The organism is Mycobacterium sp. E183, assembly GCF_001667735.1.
Lineage (GTDB): Bacteria > Actinomycetota > Actinomycetes > Mycobacteriales > Mycobacteriaceae > Mycobacterium.
Genome location: NZ_LZJN01000004.1, coordinates 57626 through 74245, shown reverse-complemented (window position 1 = coordinate 74245; position 16620 = coordinate 57626). Strand labels below are relative to the sequence as shown.

Below are 16620 nucleotides of genomic sequence, written 5' to 3'. Positions count from 1 at the left end.
CTGGAGAAGGGCCACCACGAGGTGGGCAGCGGCGGGCAGGCCGAGATCAACTACAAGTTCAACACTTTGCTGCACGCCGCCGACGACATGCAGCTGTACAAGTACATCGTGAAGAACACCGCCTGGCAGAACGGCAAGACCGTCACCTTCATGCCCAAGCCGCTGTTCGGTGACAACGGCTCCGGCATGCACACGCACCAGTCGCTGTGGAAGGACGGCAGCCCGCTGATGTACGACGAGACCGGTTACGCCGGCCTGTCGGACACCGCGCGGCACTACATCGGCGGTCTGCTGCACCACGCCCCGTCACTGCTGGCCTTCACCAACCCGACCGTCAACTCCTACAAGCGACTGGTCCCGGGTTATGAGGCGCCGATCAACCTGGTCTACAGCCAGCGCAACCGCTCGGCGTGCGTGCGTATCCCGATCACCGGCAGCAACCCGAAGGCCAAGCGCCTCGAGTTCCGTTGCCCCGACTCGTCGGGCAACCCGTACCTGGCGTTCTCGGCGATGCTGATGGCCGGGCTGGACGGCATTAAGAACAAGATCGAGCCGCAGGCCCCGGTGGACAAGGACCTCTACGAGCTTCCGCCGGAAGAGGCCGCCAACATCCCGCAGGCGCCCACCCAGCTGTCCGCGGTGATCGACCGTCTGGAAGAGGACCACGAATACCTCACCGAGGGCGGCGTTTTCACGCCCGACCTGATCGAGACGTGGATCAGCTTCAAGCGCGAGAACGAGATCCTGCCGGTGCAGATCCGCCCGCACCCCTACGAGTTCGCGCTCTACTACGACGTTTAATCCGCAACCGAAACCACCCGCGTCGGCGACCGCCGCGCGGGTGGTTTCGGTTGTGCGGCCCCCGCGTTAGCGGCCGCCGCGGCGCCCCGGTCCATTGCCGGCGCCCGGACCGTCACCGGCGCCGGGTCCGAAACGCCCTGAGCCGGGCCCCAGGCTGGGACCCGGACCGGCGCTCGGACCCGACCCGGGGCCGGGGTGGGCCGCCCGACGCCAAAAGCCAGCCGCCGCAATGGAAGCGGCTGAGGTCGCAAACCGTGCTCGTCGAAGCCGAAAGTTCAGATTTAAAGCCTTGCGGCCGCAACGTGTGGGGGGCTAGCTTCAAGCGCATGACAATCAGCACCGCACAGACAATGGTCGGAAGCCGCGTGGGCGGCGGAGCCGGCGGAGGCCGCTTCGGTGGCGGAGCGGGCGGAGGCTTCGTGGGCGGCGGGGGCTTCGTGGGCGGCGGAGCCGGCGGAGGCTTCGTCGGCGGCGGAGCCGGCGGGGGCCGCTAACCGATCACGATCGACCCGGGGGGCTCGTCGGGTTCGGCGCCGCCACCCAGGTCGAGTTGCATCCACGCGACGTCGTGCCAGCGGCCGTGTTTCCATTCGACGCGGCGATAGAGGCCGGCGTCGCGGAACCCGAACGACCGGTGAAATGCGTTGCTGCCCTCGTTCGGCTGGGTGATGCCGGCAAATGCCTGCCGGTACCCCCGCTCGCCGAGCCGGCGCAGTAGCTCCGCATAGAGTTGGCGGCCCGCACCCGTGCGGTGCCGATCGCGGTCGACGTAGATTCCGGTCTCGACCGACCACCGGAAGCTGGGCAGTCGCCAGAACACATGGCCGTAGGCGAAACCCACGACGCCACCGTCCCGCTCGAGCACCAGCCATTCATGGGCGTCGGCGATGCGGGCGGCCATCTCCCCGACGCTGGGGACCTCGATTTCCCAACTGATGGCCGTGTCCTCGACATACGGCCGGTAGACGCCGAGGCACGCCTCCGCGTCCCGCGCGGACGCCGGACGCACGAGGCCGGTCGGCATGCGGATCATTCTTTCAGGCCGGCAAGGGATTACAAACCGCCCGCCCGAGCTCGCGAGACATAAACCATGGCGCACGTTCACGGCGTGTCTTCGCCGTAGGTTATGTGTCGTGGCGAAGAGGTGGCGAAGAGGCGAAAAGGCCGGGAGGCGAGAACTAGCCGTCGAGCGCGAGGTCCTTGCGGAAGCGCCGCATGCCGTCGATCTTGTCGTCCAACGACGCATCCGGCCCGGCGTAGAACATCCACGGCATGGTGATGATGCCGGTGATGCCGGCCTCGGCGGCCCGCCGGTAGTCGGCGGTCGTGAAGGCGTCGGTCAGCGGCGTCAGTACGGTGAAATCGTCCATCGACAAACCCTTTTCGGCCCGCAGCTCCCGCAGCTTGCCCACCGCCTCGATGGCGCGTTCGGTCTTGATCAGATCGCCGATCCAGCCGTCGTTGCGGGCGGCGCGACGCAGCGCGATGTCACTGAGGCCGCCGACGTACACCGGTATCGGCGGCGGCGTCGGCTCCATTTCCAGCCGCGGTGCGGAAAAGAACGCGCCCTCGAATTCGGTCCAGCCGGGCTGCCACAGCGCCCGCATCAACTCGATGATCTCGTCGGTCCGCTTCCCGCGCGCCTCGAACGGCTCGCCCATCAACGCGAACTCCTCGCGGCACCAGCCGACGCCGATGCCGAGTTCCACCCGGCCCGACGCCAGAACCGCCGCGGTGCCAATGGCTTTGGCCGCCGAATACGGGTTGCGCATCGCGGGGATGTAGACGGTGTTGACGAAGCGCAGCCGCGTGGTGACCTGAGCCAGCGCGCCGACGAGGACCCAGGGATCCGGCCAGTCGGTGAACGGCTGCCAGCGGCGCTCCCCGTCCTTGGTGTAGGGATACGGGGTGTCCAGGGTCTCCAGGTTGACGACGTGGTCGGGGATTCCAATCCCGTCGTAGCCGAGTTCGTCGGCGGCCTTGGCGAGTTCGATGATCTCCCGGGTGTTCAGGAAGGCGCTGCTGATGTAGAACTTCATTCGGCTTCCCGCGCCCACGCCGGCTCGATGAACACGCCCTCGGCCTCGACGGTGACCCCGGCGGCGTCCGAAATCGTGCCGCGCGCAAACACTTTGCGGCCCTCCTTGCCTTCCACCCAGGCGTCGCAACGAAGCGGGCCCAACGGCGTGCCGCGCAGGTACTTCACGGTGATGGTGCCGGTGAAACGCGCCTTGGACAGCCCCTCGCTGGCCGCCTCGCCGAGCAGGTGGTCGAGCACCAGGGCGCTGACGCCGCCGTGCACCAGCTTGGGCGGGCCCTCGTAGGCCGCGCCGAGGACGAACTCGCTCCAGCAACGGCCGCCGCCGTCGTGGTGGATGATCAGGGGCGGGGCGATCGGATTGCCCAGGCCGATCGCGGCGTTTCCCAGCGTCAGCGGGCGGCTGCCGTCGACGCGGTAGCTCACCCCGGTCGGCCGGGTTTGTTGCCGCAACGACTTGGTGACGGCCTCGATGGTGGAGCGCGCGTCGGCGACGACGTCGTCGTCGGCGGCGGTGTGGATGGTGGCGTCGATGAGCTCCCGGACCGCGTCGGCCAGCGGCGCATACCTGGCCGTCACCCGTTGCGCCTCCGCCGCGCTGAGTACCTCGAATGTGGCGTCCAGCGCGCCGGTCTCCTGACTCAACTCCCAAACACCTTCCGTACCACGGCTTTTGCCCGCCTCGTCACCCGCAGATAGTTGTCCAGGAACTCCCCGCCGTCGTCTGTCGGCCAGCCCGCGGCCACCGCGACCGCATTGAGCTGGCGCCCCGGCCCCGGCAACTGGTCGGTGGGCTTGCCGCGGACCAACACCAGCGCGTTGCGCGCCCGGGTTGCCGTCAGCCACGCCTGCCGGAGCAGGTCGACCTCCTCGGCGGGCACCAGCTCGGCCGCCGCGATCGCGTCGAGGCATTGCAGCGTCGAGGTGTTGTGCAGCGCGGGAATCTCGTGCGCGTGCCGCAACTGCATCAGCTGCACGGTCCATTCGACGTCGGCCAGTCCGCCGCGGCCCAGCTTGGTGTGCGTGTTCGGGTCCGCGCCGCGCGGCAACCGCTCGGCGTCCACCCGGGCCTTGATGCGGCGGATCTCCCGCACCGCCTCGGCGGACACCCCGTCGGCCGGGTAACGCGTCTTGTCGGCGATCAACAAGAACCGCTGGCCCAGGTCCGCGTCGCCGGCGACCGCGTGCGCCCGCAGCAGGGCCTGGATTTCCCACGGCTGCGCCCACTGCGCGTAGTAGGCGGCATAGGAACCCAGCGTGCGCACCAGCGGACCCTGGCGGCCCTCGGGCCGCAGGTTGGCGTCCACCTCGAGCGGCGGGTCGACGCTGGGCGTGCCCAGCAACGTGCGCACCTGCTCGGCGACCGTCGTCGACCACCGGATCGCCACCGAGTCCTCGACACCGGCCGCCGCCTCGCACACGAACATCACGTCGGCGTCGGACCCGTAGCCCAGCTCGGCGCCGCCCAGCCGGCCCATGCCGATCACCGCTATCGCCGCCGGCGCCCTTCCTTTTTCGGAGCCGTCCTTGGGAAGGTTGGCACGAATGATGGCGTCCAACGCGGCCTGCAGCACGGCGACCCACACCGAGGTGACCCCTCGGCACACCTCGGTGACCTCGAGGAAACCGAGCAGGTCGGCCGACCCGATGCGGGCCAGTTCGCGCCGGCGCAGCGTGCGGGCGGCGGCGATCGCGCGCACCGCGTCGGGGTGCCGGCCGGCCGAGGCGATCAGCGCCCGGGCCACCACGGCGGGGTCCGTCTCGAGCAGTTTGGGCCCGGCCGGTCCGTCGCTGTAATCCTGAATCACCCTGGGCGCGCGCATCAATAGGTCCGGCACGTAGGCGGACGTGCCCAGCACGTGCATGAGCCGCTTGGCCACCGCGGGCTTGTCGCGCAGCGTGGACAGGTACCAGGTCTCCGCGGCCAGCGCCTCGGACAGGCGCCGGTAGGCCAACAGCCCGCCATCGGGGTCGGGGGCGTACGACATCCAGTTCAGCAGCCTGGGCAACAGCACCGACTGCACCCGGCCCCGCCGGCCGCTCTGATTGACCAGCGCCGACATGTGTTTCAGCGCGGTCTGCGGGCCCTCGTAGCCGAGCGCGGCGAGCTGCCGTTCGGCGGCCTCCGAGGTCATGCCGTGACCGATCTCCAGCCCGGCCGGGCCGATCGATTCCAGCAGCGGCTGGTAGAAGAGCTTGGCGTGCAGCTGCGACACGCGCAGGTTCTGGTGGCGCAGCTCCTCGCGCAGCACGCCCGCCGCGTCGTGCCGGCCGTCGGGCCGGATGTGCGCGGCCCGCGCCAGCCAGCGCACCGCCTCCTCGTCGTCGGCATCGGGCAGCAGGTGGGTGCGCTTGAGCCGCTGCAGCTGCAGCCGGTGCTCGAGGAGCCGCAGGAACTCGTAGGAAGCGGTCAGGTTCGCCGCGTCCTCGCGCCCGACGTAGCCGCCCTGGCCCAGCGCGGCCAGCGCGTCCACGGTGGACGCCACGTGCAGCGACTCGTCACTGCGGCCGTGCACCAGCTGCAGCAGCTGCACCGCGAACTCCACGTCGCGCAGGCCGCCGCTGCCCAGTTTGATCTCGCGGCCGCGCACGTCGGCGGGCACCAGCTGCTCGACCCGGCGGCGCATCGCCTGCACCTCGACCACGAAATCCTCACGCTCGCAGGCCACCCACACCATCGGCATCAGCGCGCTCAGGTAACGCTCGGCGAGCTCCCGATCACCCACGGCCGCGCGGGCTTTCAGCAACGCCTGGAACTCCCAGGTCTTCGCCCAGCGCTGGTAGTAGGCGATGTGCGATTCGACCGTGCGGACCAGCTCCCCGCTGCGGCCCTCGGGCCGGAGCCCGGCGTCCACCTGGAAGAAGGCCGACGAGGCCACCCGCATCATCTCGCTGGCCAGCCGGGTGGTCACCGCGTCGGCGCGCTCGCCGACGAAGATGACGTCGACGTCGCTGACGTAGTTCAGTTCGCGAGCACCGCATTTGCCCATCGCGATGACCGCCAGCCGTGGCGACGTCCGGTCGCCGCACACCGTCGCCTCGGCCAGCCGCAGCGCGGCGGCCAGGGCGGCGTCCGCCAGGTCCGACAGCTGGGCGCCCACCACGGCGAACGGCAGCACCGGTTCGTCCTCGACCGTCGCGGCCAGATCGAGCGCGGCCAGGAGCAGCAGGTGGTCGCGGTACAGGGTTTGCAGCCGCGGCACTGCCGACGCGGAGTCGCCCGACGCCTCGTCGACGCACGCGGTGAACGACGCACACAGCTCCTCGTGCGAGGGCAGTTTCGCCTTGCCGCGCAACAGTTTCCACGACTGCGGGTGCACGGCCAGGTGATCGCCCAGCGTTAGCGAAGAGCCGAGTACCGCGAACAGCCGCCCGCGCAGCGGGCGCTCGGTGAGCAACGCGGCGTTGAGCTCGTCCCAGCCGGTCTCGGGGTTCTCCGCCAGCCGAATCAGGGCCCGCAATGCGGCGTCGGGGTCTGGTGCGCGCGACAGCGACCACAGCAGGTCGACGTGGGCCTGGTCGTCGTGGTCATACCAACCCAGCTGCGTCAGGCGATCGCCCGCTGGAGGATCGACCAGGCCGAGCCGCCCCACGCTGGGCAGCCGGGGGCGCTGCGTCGCGGGTTTGGTCACGACCACGACGGTATCGCAACCCGCCTGCCGCAACGGTGAAAGGCGGGCGACCCGACGAGGCCGGCGCCGTTACAGCGACAGGTAGGTACTCAGCTCGTAGGGCGTGACGTGGCTGCGGTAGTTGGCCCACTCCCTGCGCTTGTTGCGCAGGAAGAAGTCAAAGACGTGCTCCCCCAACGTTTCCGCCACGAGTTCGGAGGCCTCCATGGCTTTCAGGGCGCTGTCGAGGCTGGTGGGCAGCTCGCGGTAGCCCATCGCGATCCGCTCCTCGGGTGTCAGGTCCCACACGTTGTCCTCGGCCTGCGGGCCCAGCACGTAGCCCTTCTCCACCCCGCGCAGGCCGGCCGCCAGCAGCACGGCGAAGGTCAGGTAGGGGTTGCAGGCCGAGTCGGGACTGCGCACCTCGACGCGGCGCGACGACGTCTTGTGCGGGGTGTACATCGGCACCCGCACCAGTGCGGACCGGTTGGCCGCGCCCCACGACGCCGCGGTGGGCGCCTCGCCCCCGTGCACCAGTCGCTTGTAGGAGTTCACCCACTGGTTCGTCACGGCGCTGATCTCCGAGGCGTGTTCCAGAATCCCGGCGATGAACGACTTGCCCACATCGGACAGCTGCAGCGGGTCGTCGGGGCTGTGGAAGGCGTTGACGTCGCCCTCGAACAGGCTCATGTGGGTGTGCATGGCCGAGCCGGGGTGCTCGGCGAACGGCTTGGGCATGAACGACGCCCGCGCGCCGTTCTCGATGGCGACCTCCTTGATGACGTAGCGGAACGTCATCACGTTGTCGGCCATGGACAGTGCGTCGGCGAACCGCAGGTCGATCTCCTGCTGGCCGGGCGCACCCTCGTGGTGGCTGAATTCCACCGAGATCCCCATGAACTCCAGCGCCTCGATCGCGTGGCGGCGGAAGTTCGACGCCGAGTCGTGCACGGCCTGGTCGAAGTAGCCGGCCGTGTCGACGGGCACGGGCCGCGACCCGTCGTCGGGGCCGGGCTTCAGCAGGAAGAACTCGATCTCGGGGTGGACGTAGCAGGAAAAGCCCAGGTCATTGGCTTTCTGCAGCTGCCGGCGCAGCACGTGCCGCGGGTCGGCCCAGGAGGGCGAGCCGTCGGGCATGGTGATGTCGCAGAACATCCTGGCCGAGTGGTGATGGCCGCCGGAAGCCCACGGCAGCACCTGGAAGGTCGAGGGGTCGGGGTTGGCCACGGTGTCGGATTCCGAGACTCGCGAGAAGCCCTCGATCGAGGAGCCGTCGAACCCGATGCCCTCCTCGAAGGCGCCTTCCAGTTCGGCCGGGGCGATGGCCACCGACTTGAGCGTGCCGAGCACATCCGTGAACCAGAGCCGAACAAAGCGGATATCCCGTTCCTCCAGGGTGCGGAGGACGAATTCCTTCTGGCGATCCATAACCGAAACAGTAGGCAACGGCTGTTAATTCTGTGTTACCGACGCGCGATCGGAACAATTGCGAACATTGCAAACATGCTGCTCAGTGCGGTCAGGACTGGCACCGGTAGGCCGGGGGCGGCAGCGTGCCCGCGACGAGGTAGCGCGTGACGGCAGAGTCCACGCACTGGTCGCCGTTGAACACCGCGGTGTGCTGCGTCCCGTCGTAGGTGATCAGCGGCCCGCCCAGCTGGCGCGCCAGGTTGACCCCGGCCTGGTAAGGGGTGGCGGGGTCGTGCGTGGTGGAGACGACGACGACCTTGCCGGGCGCCGCGGGTGAGGCGGCGTGCGGCGTCGACGTGGCCGGCACCGGCCACAGCGCGCACAGGTCGCGGGGCGCGTTCCCGGTGAACTGGCCGTAGCTCAGGAACGGGGCCGCCTGACGGATGCGCTGATCGGCGGACACCCAGCTCGCCGAGTCCTTCGGCGTGGGCGCGTCGACGCACCGGATCGCATTGAAAGCATCCTGATCGTTTATGTAGTGCCCGCTGCGGTCGCGGCCCTCGTAGTCGTCGGCGAGTAGCAGCAGGTCGCCGGCGTCGGTGCCGCGCTGCAGCCCGAGCAGCCCACTGGTCAGGTACTTCCAGTGCGCCGGGGTGTAAAGCGCGTTGATGGTGCCGGTGGTCGCGTCGGCGTAGCTCAGGCCGCGAGGGTCCGAGGTGCGGCCCGGCTTGGCCACCAGCGGGTCGACCAGCGCGTGGTAGCGGTTGATGAATTGGGCCGGGTCGGTGCCCAGCGGGCAGCCCGCCGAGCGGGCGCAGTCGGCGGCGTAGTCGTTGAAGGCGGTTTGGAATCCCGCCATCTGCTGGACGTTTTCGTCGACCGGGCCGACCGTGGGGTCGATGGCGCCGTCGAGCACCATCGTCCGAACGTGGGCACCGAAGCGCTCCAGGTACGCGGTGCCCAGCTCGGTGCCGTAGCTGTAGCCGAGGTAGTTGATCTGATCGTCGCCCAGCGCCTGGCGGACCATGTCCATGTCGCGCGCCACCGACGCGGTGCCGACGTTGGCCAGAAACCCGGTCCCCATCCGGGAAACACACTGCTGAGCCACCTGTTGGTAGAGCTGTTCGATGTGCGCCACCCCGGCCGGGCTGTAGTCGACCATGGGCTCGCGCCGGTAGGCGTCGAACTCGGCGTCCGTCCGGCAGCGCAGGGCCGGGGTCGAGTGGCCAACGCCCCGCGGGTCGAAGCCGACCAGGTCGAAGTTGCGCCGGATGGGAGAGCTCTCGAGATCCGACGCCATGCCGGCCACCATGTCGACCGCCGACCCGCCGGGGCCGCCCGGGTTGACCAACAGCGAGCCGATCCGCTGGCCGGTCGCCGGGACGCGGATCACCGCCAGGTTGGCTTGTCCCGCACCGGGATTGTCGTAGTCGACCGGGACGGAGACGGTGGTGCACTGCGCGGTGGGGACATCCTTTGTGTCCGTGGCGAATTGACCGCAACTCCCCCAGGTCTGCGGCGTCGCGGCGGACGGCCTGGGTGCCGGGGTCTGCCCCGCACCCGGTTCGGGGGTGGCGCCCGCCACCGGCTGTCCCACCGCGGATTGCCCGACCAACAGCCCGAATGACAGCAGCGCCGAGCTCAAGGTTCTCAGGCGCGACATGGCTGTCATCGTGTCAGCCTCCGGTACCCGAAGCGGCGCGAAACGGTTACGCCTTGGTCTCGTCTGCGCCGCACCGGCGCGTTGGATTGCGCTCGGACTCAGACCCGTACGCGCACTAGCACTTTGCCCCGCTGGGGGGCGTGGCGCCGCCGACCAGATACGCCGTGACGTAGTTGTCGATGCACCCGTCGCCCTGGAACACGACCGTGTGCTGGGTGCCGTCGTAGGTGAGCAGCGAACTGCGCAGCTGGTTGGCCAGATCGACGCCGGCCTTGTACGGGGTCGCCGGGTCGTGGGTGGTCGACACCACCACGGTCGGCGCCAGGCCGGGCGCGGAGATGGTGTGCGGCTTGCTGGTCGGCGGTACCGGCCAGAACGCACAGGTGCCCAGGGGCGCGTCGCCGGTGAACGTGCCGTAGCTCATGAACGGCGCGATCTCCCGCGAGCGCCGGTCTTCGTCAATCACCTTGGCCCGGTCGGTGATCGGCGGCTGATCGACGCAGTTGATGGCGACCCGGGCGTCGGTGGCGTTGGTGTAATGGCCGTGCGCGTCGCGCCGCATGTACATGTCGGCCAGGGCCAGCAGGGTGTCGCCCCGGTGGTTGACCAGTTCGCTCAGCCCGTCGGTCAGGTGATGCCACAACGTCGGCGAGTACAGCGCCATGATGGTGCCGACGATGGCGTCGCTATAGCTCAGTCCCCGTGGGTCGTTCGTCGGCGCCGGCCTGCCGACCATCGGGTTGTTGGGGTCGACGAGCGGGTCGACCAGGCTGTGGTAGACGTCGACGGCTTTGGCCGGGTCGGTGCCCAGCGGGCAGGTCGGTTGCTTCGCGCACTCGGTGGCGTAGTCGTTGAACGCGTCCTGAAATCCTTTGGCCTGCCGCAGGTCCGCCTCGATCGGGTCGGCGTTGGGGTCGACGGCCCCGTCGAGGATCATCGCCCGCACCTTGTCCGGGTACGCCTCGGCGTAGGCCGAGCCGATCCGCGTGCCATAGGAGTAGCCGAGGTAGGTCAGCTTGTCGTCGCCGAGGGCCGCGCGGATCGCGTCCAGATCACGCGCGACGTTGACGGTGCCGATGTTGGCCAGAAAGTTCTTGCCCATCTTGTCGACGCAGCGGCCGACGAATTCTTTGGTCTCGTCCTCGATGTGGGCCACGCCCGCCGGGCTGTAGTCGACGTTGGGCTCGGTGCGCAGCCGGTCGTTGTCGGCGTCGGAGTTGCACCAGACCGCCGGCCGCGACGACCCGACCCCGCGCGGGTCGAAGCCCACCAGGTCGAACCGTTCGCGGACCCGCTTGGGCAGCGACTGCACGACGCCCAGCGCGGCCTCGATGCCGGATTCGCCGGGACCGCCGGGGTTGATCACCAACGAGCCGACCTTGTCCCCGGTGGCGGGGAAGCGAATCATCGCCAGCGTCGCCACGTCACCGTCGAGGTGGTTGTAGTCGACGGGCACGGCCAGCTTGCCGCACAGCGCGCCGGGCGGAATCTTGGCCTTCGGGTTCGCCGAACGGCACGGTGTCCACTCCACCGCCTGCCCCAGCTTCGGCTCGGCCAGCACGGCGCGCCCACCGACGACGCGCACGCAACCCGCGAGGAGGAGCGCTACGGCCGCGACCGTTGTCCAAACCAGCAGCGTGCGCGCGACCTTGACGCGGCGAGACAGACCCATGCCAACATATGCTGCCAGAGGAAACCTGAGATCCTCATGAGCGGCACCACCGTCCGGCTACCGGGTGACCGCCAGCAGCTCTTCCATCGCCACCGCAAACTCGTCGGCCATCTCCCACAAGTCCGGCAACAGATCCGGGCACGAGAGCAACCCGATGTCCAACTTGCCCTGCAGGGACATGGCGGTGATGTTGAGTCCGGACCCGTGGAAGATCGGCCCCAGCGGATACATCGCCTTGACCTCGCAGCCCAGCATGTACAGCGGGACCTGCGGGCCAGGCACGTTGGACACCACCAGGTTGTGCACCGGCATGGTGTCGGTGAACCGCGTCCTGGCGTAGAGCCGCATCGCGATGCCGAAACCGGCGGGCGCCGCGAATTGCGTCCAATCCTGCAACAGCGAGGCGCCGATGGCGGAACTGTGTTCCTTGGCAACCGAATTCGCATGGGCGATGGCCCTGAGGCGCTCCGCGGGATCCGCGATGTCGGTGTGCAGGCTGGAGAACATCGCCGACACCTGGTTGCGGCCGGGCCGGTCGGATTTGCCGTGCACCGAAACCGGCACCGACGCCACCAGGGGCGAGTCCGGCAAAGCGTCTCGGTCGGCCAGGAATTGGCGCAGCACGCCGGAAACCAGCGCCATCACCACGTCGTTGACTTTCACGCCGAAATGGTTCTTCACCGCCTTGACGTCGCCGAGATTCAATTCGGCGTAGGCGATGTTCCGACGGTCCGTGATCCGGGCGTTGAACACGGTCGCCGGCGCGGCGAACGGCCGCGCCATGGCTTGGCCCTCCAGCGCCCGCCGCAGCGTCGCGACCACCGAGGAGACGGTGTCGGGCACCACATTGGCCAGCTGCAGCGGCCGGGCGGCGAACCGGACGAGCCCGCCCGCGGCGATCTGCCATCCGCTGGCGCCGCCGACCCCGCCGGCCGGGTCCGGAGGCGGCGCGTCGGCTTCGGTGCTGCACAGCTGCGACATCAGGTTGGCGCCGGTCACCCCGTCGACGCCGGCATGGTGCACCTTGGTCATCACCGCCAGCCGCCCGTCACGATGGCAGTCGGTGCCCGCCACGCCTTCGATGACCCACATCTCCCACAGCGGGCGGCGCCGGTCCAACGGCGACTCGGCGATGTGACCGCAGATCTCCGCGAGCTCGGCGCGGCCGCCGGGCGCCGGCAATGCGATGCGGTGCAGATGCCGGTCAAGGAGGAAGTTCTCGTCGTCGACCCAGACCGGATGGTCGAGATTCAGCGGGCTGTTGGCCAGCTTCTCGCGGAACTCCGGGATGGCCTTGATGCGGAGCGACAGCGCGTCGCGCAGCCGGTCGAAGGTGTACCCGCCGGGCATGGTCGAGGTGTCCAGCTCCATGATCGAGCACACGTGCATGGGCTGCGACGAGGTCTCCAGGTAGAGGAAGCTGGCGTCGAGTCCGCTGAGCCGCTGCATGCCCGCATGGTATGTCTCACATCACACGGACGGTGCGACGGCGCAGCGGAGATGGCAGAATGGCACCGTCAGACGAACCCGGGGACCCGATCAGGGCCACGAGGATCGACCCGACCAGCACTAGGGACAATGATGTCTGAGCAGAACGTTTATGGTGCAAGCACGCCCGAGCACTCGCAGCCGCTCACCAAGATCCGCACCCACCACCTGCAGAAGATGAAGGCCGAAGGGCACAAGTGGGCCATGCTCACGGCCTACGACTATTCGACCGCACGGATCTTCGACGAGGCCGGCATTCCGGTCCTGCTGGTGGGCGACTCGGCCGCCAACGTCGTCTACGGGTACGACACCACCGTGCCCGTCTCCATCGACGAGATGATCCCGCTGGTGCGCGGCGTGGTGCGCGGCGCCCGGCACGCCCTGGTCGTCGCGGACCTGCCGTTCGGCAGCTACGAGGCGGGACCGGCGGCGGCCTTGGCCTCCGCCACCCGCTTCATGAAGGAGGGCGGCACGCACGCCGTCAAGCTCGAGGGCGGCGAGCGGGTGGCCGAGCAGATCGCCTGCCTCACCGCGGCGGGCATCCCCGTGATGGCCCACATCGGGTTCACGCCGCAAAGCGTGAACAGCCTGGGCGGCTTCCGGGTGCAGGGCCGCGGCGACGGAGCGGAACAGACCGTCGCCGACGCGATCGCGGTCGCCGAAGCCGGTGCGTTCTCCGTCGTGATGGAGATGGTGCCCGCCGAACTCGCCACCCAGATCACCGGCAAGCTGACCATCCCGACGATCGGCATCGGGGCGGGCCCGAACTGCGACGGCCAGGTACTGGTCTGGCAGGACATGGCCGGCGTCAGCAGCGGCAAGGCGGCCCGCTTCGTCAAGCGGTTCGCCGACATCGGTGGAGAATTGCGGCGGGCCGCAATGCAATATGCGCAAGAGGTGGCCGAGGGCGCTTTTCCCGCCGACGAGCACTGCTTCTGACAAATTCCTGGGCCGCTGGCCACCAAAACCGAAACTCGTTGTGTGGCAGGCGGGTACGATTGCTCTTGGGTAAGGTCTCGACTCCGAGAGCAAGGGTGAGCACATCGACCGGGGGACTCGCGGTGACTTCGTGCACCGCCGCACGGTGCTGAAGATACCGCTGCTATTGGCAGGAGGCGCCGCACTGGCCAAAGCACCACGCGCGGCGGCGCAGCCCGCGCCCGGCACCTCTCCGCAGGCGGCCCGCTGGTCCGCCGAGCGCGCCAACCGCTGGTATCAGGCGCAGGGCTGGCCGGTCGGCGCGAACTACATCACATCGAACGCGATCAACCAGCTGGAGATGTTTCAGCCGGACACGTTCGACGCCCGACGCATCGACACCGAGCTGGGCTGGGCCCGCGCCAACGGGCTCAACTCGGTGCGCGTCTTCCTGCACGACCAGCTGTGGACGCAGGACCGTCGGGGATTCCAGGCCCGCGTCGCCCAGTTCGTCGACATCGCGGCGCGCCACGACATCAAGCCGCTGTTCGTCTTGTTCGACTCCTGCTGGGATCCCCGCCCCGAAGCCGGTCCGCAGCGCGCGCCGACGCCCGGCGTACACAACTCCGGCTGGGTACAGAGCCCGGGCGCGGAACGCCTCGGTGACCGCGGCTACGTCCAGACCCTGCGCGGCTACGTCACCGGGGTGCTGACGCAGTTCCGCACCGACGACCGCGTTTTGGGCTGGGACCTGTGGAACGAGCCCGACAATCCGTCGAAGTACTACCGCTCGGCCGAGCGGGACGACAAGCTCGACCTCGTCGCCGACCTGCTCCCCCAAGTCTTCGGCTGGGCCCGCTCGGTCGATCCGTCCCAGCCGCTCACCAGCGGAGTCTGGGATGGCGAGTGGGCCGACGCGGGGCGCCGCAGCGTGATCAGCGGCATCCAGCTGGACAACTCCGACGTCATCACCTTCCACTCCTACGCCGAGCCGGGAGAGTTCGAGAGCCGCATCGCCGAGCTCACACCCCAAGGGCGCCCGATCCTGTGCACCGAATACATGGCCCGGTCGTTGGGCAGCACCGTCGAGGGCATCCTGCCCGTCGCCAAGCGTTACAACGTCGGCGCGTTCAACTGGGGACTGGTCGCCGGGAAAACCCAGACCGTATTCCCCTGGGACTCATGGGAGCACCCCTACCCCACCGTGCCGGCCGAGTGGTTCCACGACCTGCTGGCGCCCGACGGACGGCCCTTCCGCGATCCCGAGGTTCAGGCGATTCGCGAGCTGGGCGGCCTGGCGATGCACCTGCGCGAAGATCCGTCGCCCGGCTGATCTACCGACCCCGATTCTCGACGGCCGGCCCACGGCGCGCGGCGGCGATCGCCGCCATTCGCGTAACCGCGGTATGGCAGGCTATGGGAGCCCATCACCAAAGTCCCCGACGTTCAAGGCCGCGGCGACGCGCCCTCAACGGAGCCGAAAATGCCTGCAAAAGCGCCACAGACCTCCCGTCATTTAGAGGTCGAGCGCAAGTTCGATGTCGGCGAGTCCGCCGTGTCACCCTCGTTCGAAGGCATTGCCGCGGTGGCGCACGTCGACAAGTCGCCGACCCAGACGCTGGACGCGACGTACTTCGACACGCCCAACCAGGACCTCGCCCGCAACAAGGTCACCCTGCGCCGCCGCACCGGTGGCACCGACGCGGGATGGCACCTGAAGCTGCCCACCGGTCCCGAGGCGCGCACCGAGGTCCGGATGCCGCTGGACGCGTCCGGGGCCGACGCGGTGCCGGAGGAGCTGGTCGACGTCGTGCTGGCGATCGTCCGCGACCGCCCCCTCGTGCCGGTCGCGCGCATCACCACCCGGCGCGAAAGCCAGGTGTTGTACGCCGCCGACGGCGCGCCGTTGGCCGAGTTCAGCAACGACCACGTCACCGCGTGGTCGGCCCGTACCTCCGAGGACGCCGACCTGGAACCCACCCAGCAGGAGTGGCGCGAATGGGAACTCGAGCTCGTCGAGTCCGGCGGGACACCGGACACCGAGCTGCTCGACCGGCTGGGTAACCGGCTGCTGGACGCCGGCGCCGCACCCGCCGGCCACGCCTCCAAGCTGGCCCGGGTGCTCGGCACGACACCGCAACCCGACGCCGACCCCGCCGAGCACCCGCTGCAGCGCGCGGTGGCCGCGCAGATCCGAGAACTGCTGGTGTGGGACCGCGCCGTGCGGGCCGACGCCTTCGATTCCATCCACCAGATGCGGGTCACCACCCGCAAGCTGCGCAGCCTGCTGCGCGACTACCAGGAGTCGTTCGGATTGCCCGACGACGGCTGGGTCCTCGACGAACTGCGCGAACTGGCCGGCATCCTCGGCGTCGCCCGCGACGCCGAGGTGCTCGCGGAGCGTTACGAGCGCGAATTAGACGGACTGACAGCCGATCTGGTGCGCGGACCGGTGCACGAGCGCCTGGTCGGCGGCGCCCAGCGCCGCTACCAGACCGGGCTGCGCCGGTCGCTGATGGCCATGCGGTCGCAGCGCTACTTCCGCCTGCTCGACGCCCTCGATGAGATCGCGGCCCAACCGCCCGGCAGCGCTACGGGCGAGGAGCACGCCCCGGTCACCATCGACTCCGCCTACAAGAAGGTGCGCAAGGCCGCCAAGGCCGCAGCCCAGGTCGACGAAGACCACCCCGACCATCCGCACGAGCGCGACGAGGCGATCCACCGGATCCGCAAGCGGGCCAAGCGCCTTCGCTACACCGCCGCGGCCACCGGTGAGGACAAGGTGTCCGAACAAGCGAAGGCGGTCCAGTCACTGCTCGGCGACCACCAGGACAGCGTGGTCAGCCGGGAGCACCTGCGGCATGAATCCGAAGCCGCGCACGCCGCCGGCGAGGACACCTTCACCTACGGCCTGCTGTACCAACAGGAGGCCGACCTGGCCGAGCGGTGCGAGCAACAGCTCGACGACGCGTTGCGCAAGCTCGCCAAGGCGGTGCGCAAGGCACAGCGCTGAGCGGGG

The 16620-nt window shown here is 69.3% G+C and carries 12 protein-coding genes; 4 read left to right on the top strand and 8 right to left on the bottom strand.

Features of this window, described 5'->3' with window-relative positions:
* Nucleotides 1–801, top strand: an 801-nt coding sequence (gene glnA, locus A5691_RS01100; protein WP_068015949.1) for a type I glutamate--ammonia ligase, incomplete at its 5' end; no start/stop codon positions are given.
* A gap of 490 nt (nucleotides 802–1291) precedes the next feature.
* Here the strand turns inward: glnA and A5691_RS01095 are convergent.
* From A5691_RS01095 to A5691_RS01060, 8 genes are all read right to left on the bottom strand, one after another.
* The gene (locus A5691_RS01095; RefSeq protein WP_067758028.1) at nucleotides 1292–1825 is read right to left on the bottom strand and encodes a GNAT family N-acetyltransferase; all 534 of its coding nucleotides are present in this window, start codon (nucleotides 1823–1825) and stop codon (nucleotides 1292–1294) included.
* Nucleotides 1826–1979: 154 nt separating this feature from the next.
* Complete coding sequence (locus A5691_RS01090; protein WP_067887786.1) at nucleotides 1980–2840, bottom strand: TIGR03619 family F420-dependent LLM class oxidoreductase; 861 nt, start codon at nucleotides 2838–2840, stop codon at nucleotides 1980–1982.
* Entirely contained in the window at nucleotides 2837–3484 is a 648-nt protein-coding gene (locus A5691_RS01085; RefSeq protein WP_082950079.1) for a PaaI family thioesterase, read from the bottom strand. The genes A5691_RS01090 and A5691_RS01085 overlap by 4 nt, the downstream gene beginning before the upstream one ends.
* Complete coding sequence (locus tag A5691_RS01080) at nucleotides 3481–6477, bottom strand: bifunctional [glutamine synthetase] adenylyltransferase/[glutamine synthetase]-adenylyl-L-tyrosine phosphorylase (RefSeq protein WP_067757993.1); 2997 nt, start codon at nucleotides 6475–6477, stop codon at nucleotides 3481–3483. The genes A5691_RS01085 and A5691_RS01080 overlap by 4 nt, the downstream gene beginning before the upstream one ends.
* Before the next feature lie 63 nt (nucleotides 6478–6540).
* On the bottom strand, nucleotides 6541–7878 hold the full coding sequence (locus A5691_RS01075; RefSeq protein WP_067757990.1) for a glutamine synthetase family protein: 1338 nt from the start codon (nucleotides 7876–7878) through the stop codon (nucleotides 6541–6543).
* 91 nt (nucleotides 7879–7969) lie between these two features.
* Nucleotides 7970–9532: an alpha/beta hydrolase gene (locus A5691_RS01070; protein ID WP_156675566.1), complete on the bottom strand. Its 1563-nt coding sequence runs from the start codon at nucleotides 9530–9532 to the stop codon at nucleotides 7970–7972.
* A 106-nt stretch (nucleotides 9533–9638) separates the two neighbouring features.
* Nucleotides 9639–11195, bottom strand: a complete 1557-nt coding sequence (locus tag A5691_RS01065; RefSeq protein ID WP_068015955.1) for an alpha/beta hydrolase — start codon at nucleotides 11193–11195, stop codon at nucleotides 9639–9641.
* 57 nt (nucleotides 11196–11252) lie between these two features.
* Nucleotides 11253–12584, bottom strand: a complete 1332-nt coding sequence (locus A5691_RS01060) for a wax ester/triacylglycerol synthase family O-acyltransferase (protein WP_369830450.1) — start codon at nucleotides 12582–12584, stop codon at nucleotides 11253–11255.
* 192 nt (nucleotides 12585–12776) lie between these two features.
* Here A5691_RS01060 and panB point away from each other — a divergent pair, with 192 nt between their 5' ends.
* From panB to A5691_RS01045, 3 genes are all read left to right on the top strand, one after another.
* Nucleotides 12777–13622 (top strand): 3-methyl-2-oxobutanoate hydroxymethyltransferase, encoded by an 846-nt coding sequence (gene panB, locus A5691_RS01055; protein ID WP_067783998.1) that lies wholly within the window; start codon nucleotides 12777–12779, stop codon nucleotides 13620–13622.
* 130 nt (nucleotides 13623–13752) lie between these two features.
* Nucleotides 13753–14934, top strand: coding sequence for a 1,4-beta-xylanase (locus tag A5691_RS01050; protein WP_067757974.1), 1182 nt, complete (start codon nucleotides 13753–13755; stop codon nucleotides 14932–14934).
* 150 nt (nucleotides 14935–15084) lie between these two features.
* Nucleotides 15085–16614: a CYTH and CHAD domain-containing protein gene (locus A5691_RS01045; protein ID WP_067757971.1), complete on the top strand. Its 1530-nt coding sequence runs from the start codon at nucleotides 15085–15087 to the stop codon at nucleotides 16612–16614.
* Nucleotides 16615–16620 lie beyond the last annotated feature (6 nt).

Coding starts and splice junctions, on each gene's coding strand:
- A5691_RS01095 (WP_067758028.1), bottom strand. CDS start 1,825: ATGCCGACCGGCCTCGTGCGTCCGGCGTCCGCGCGGGACGCGGAGGCG.
- A5691_RS01090 (WP_067887786.1), bottom strand. CDS start 2,840: ATGAAGTTCTACATCAGCAGCGCCTTCCTGAACACCCGGGAGATCATC.
- A5691_RS01075 (WP_067757990.1), bottom strand. CDS start 7,878: ATGGATCGCCAGAAGGAATTCGTCCTCCGCACCCTGGAGGAACGGGAT.
- A5691_RS01070 (WP_156675566.1), bottom strand. CDS start 9,532: ATGACAGCCATGTCGCGCCTGAGAACCTTGAGCTCGGCGCTGCTGTCA.
- A5691_RS01065 (WP_068015955.1), bottom strand. CDS start 11,195: ATGGGTCTGTCTCGCCGCGTCAAGGTCGCGCGCACGCTGCTGGTTTGG.
- A5691_RS01060 (WP_369830450.1), bottom strand. CDS start 12,584: ATGCACGTGTGCTCGATCATGGAGCTGGACACCTCGACCATGCCCGGC.
- panB (WP_067783998.1), top strand. CDS start 12,777: ATGTCTGAGCAGAACGTTTATGGTGCAAGCACGCCCGAGCACTCGCAG.
- A5691_RS01045 (WP_067757971.1), top strand. CDS start 15,085: ATGCCTGCAAAAGCGCCACAGACCTCCCGTCATTTAGAGGTCGAGCGC.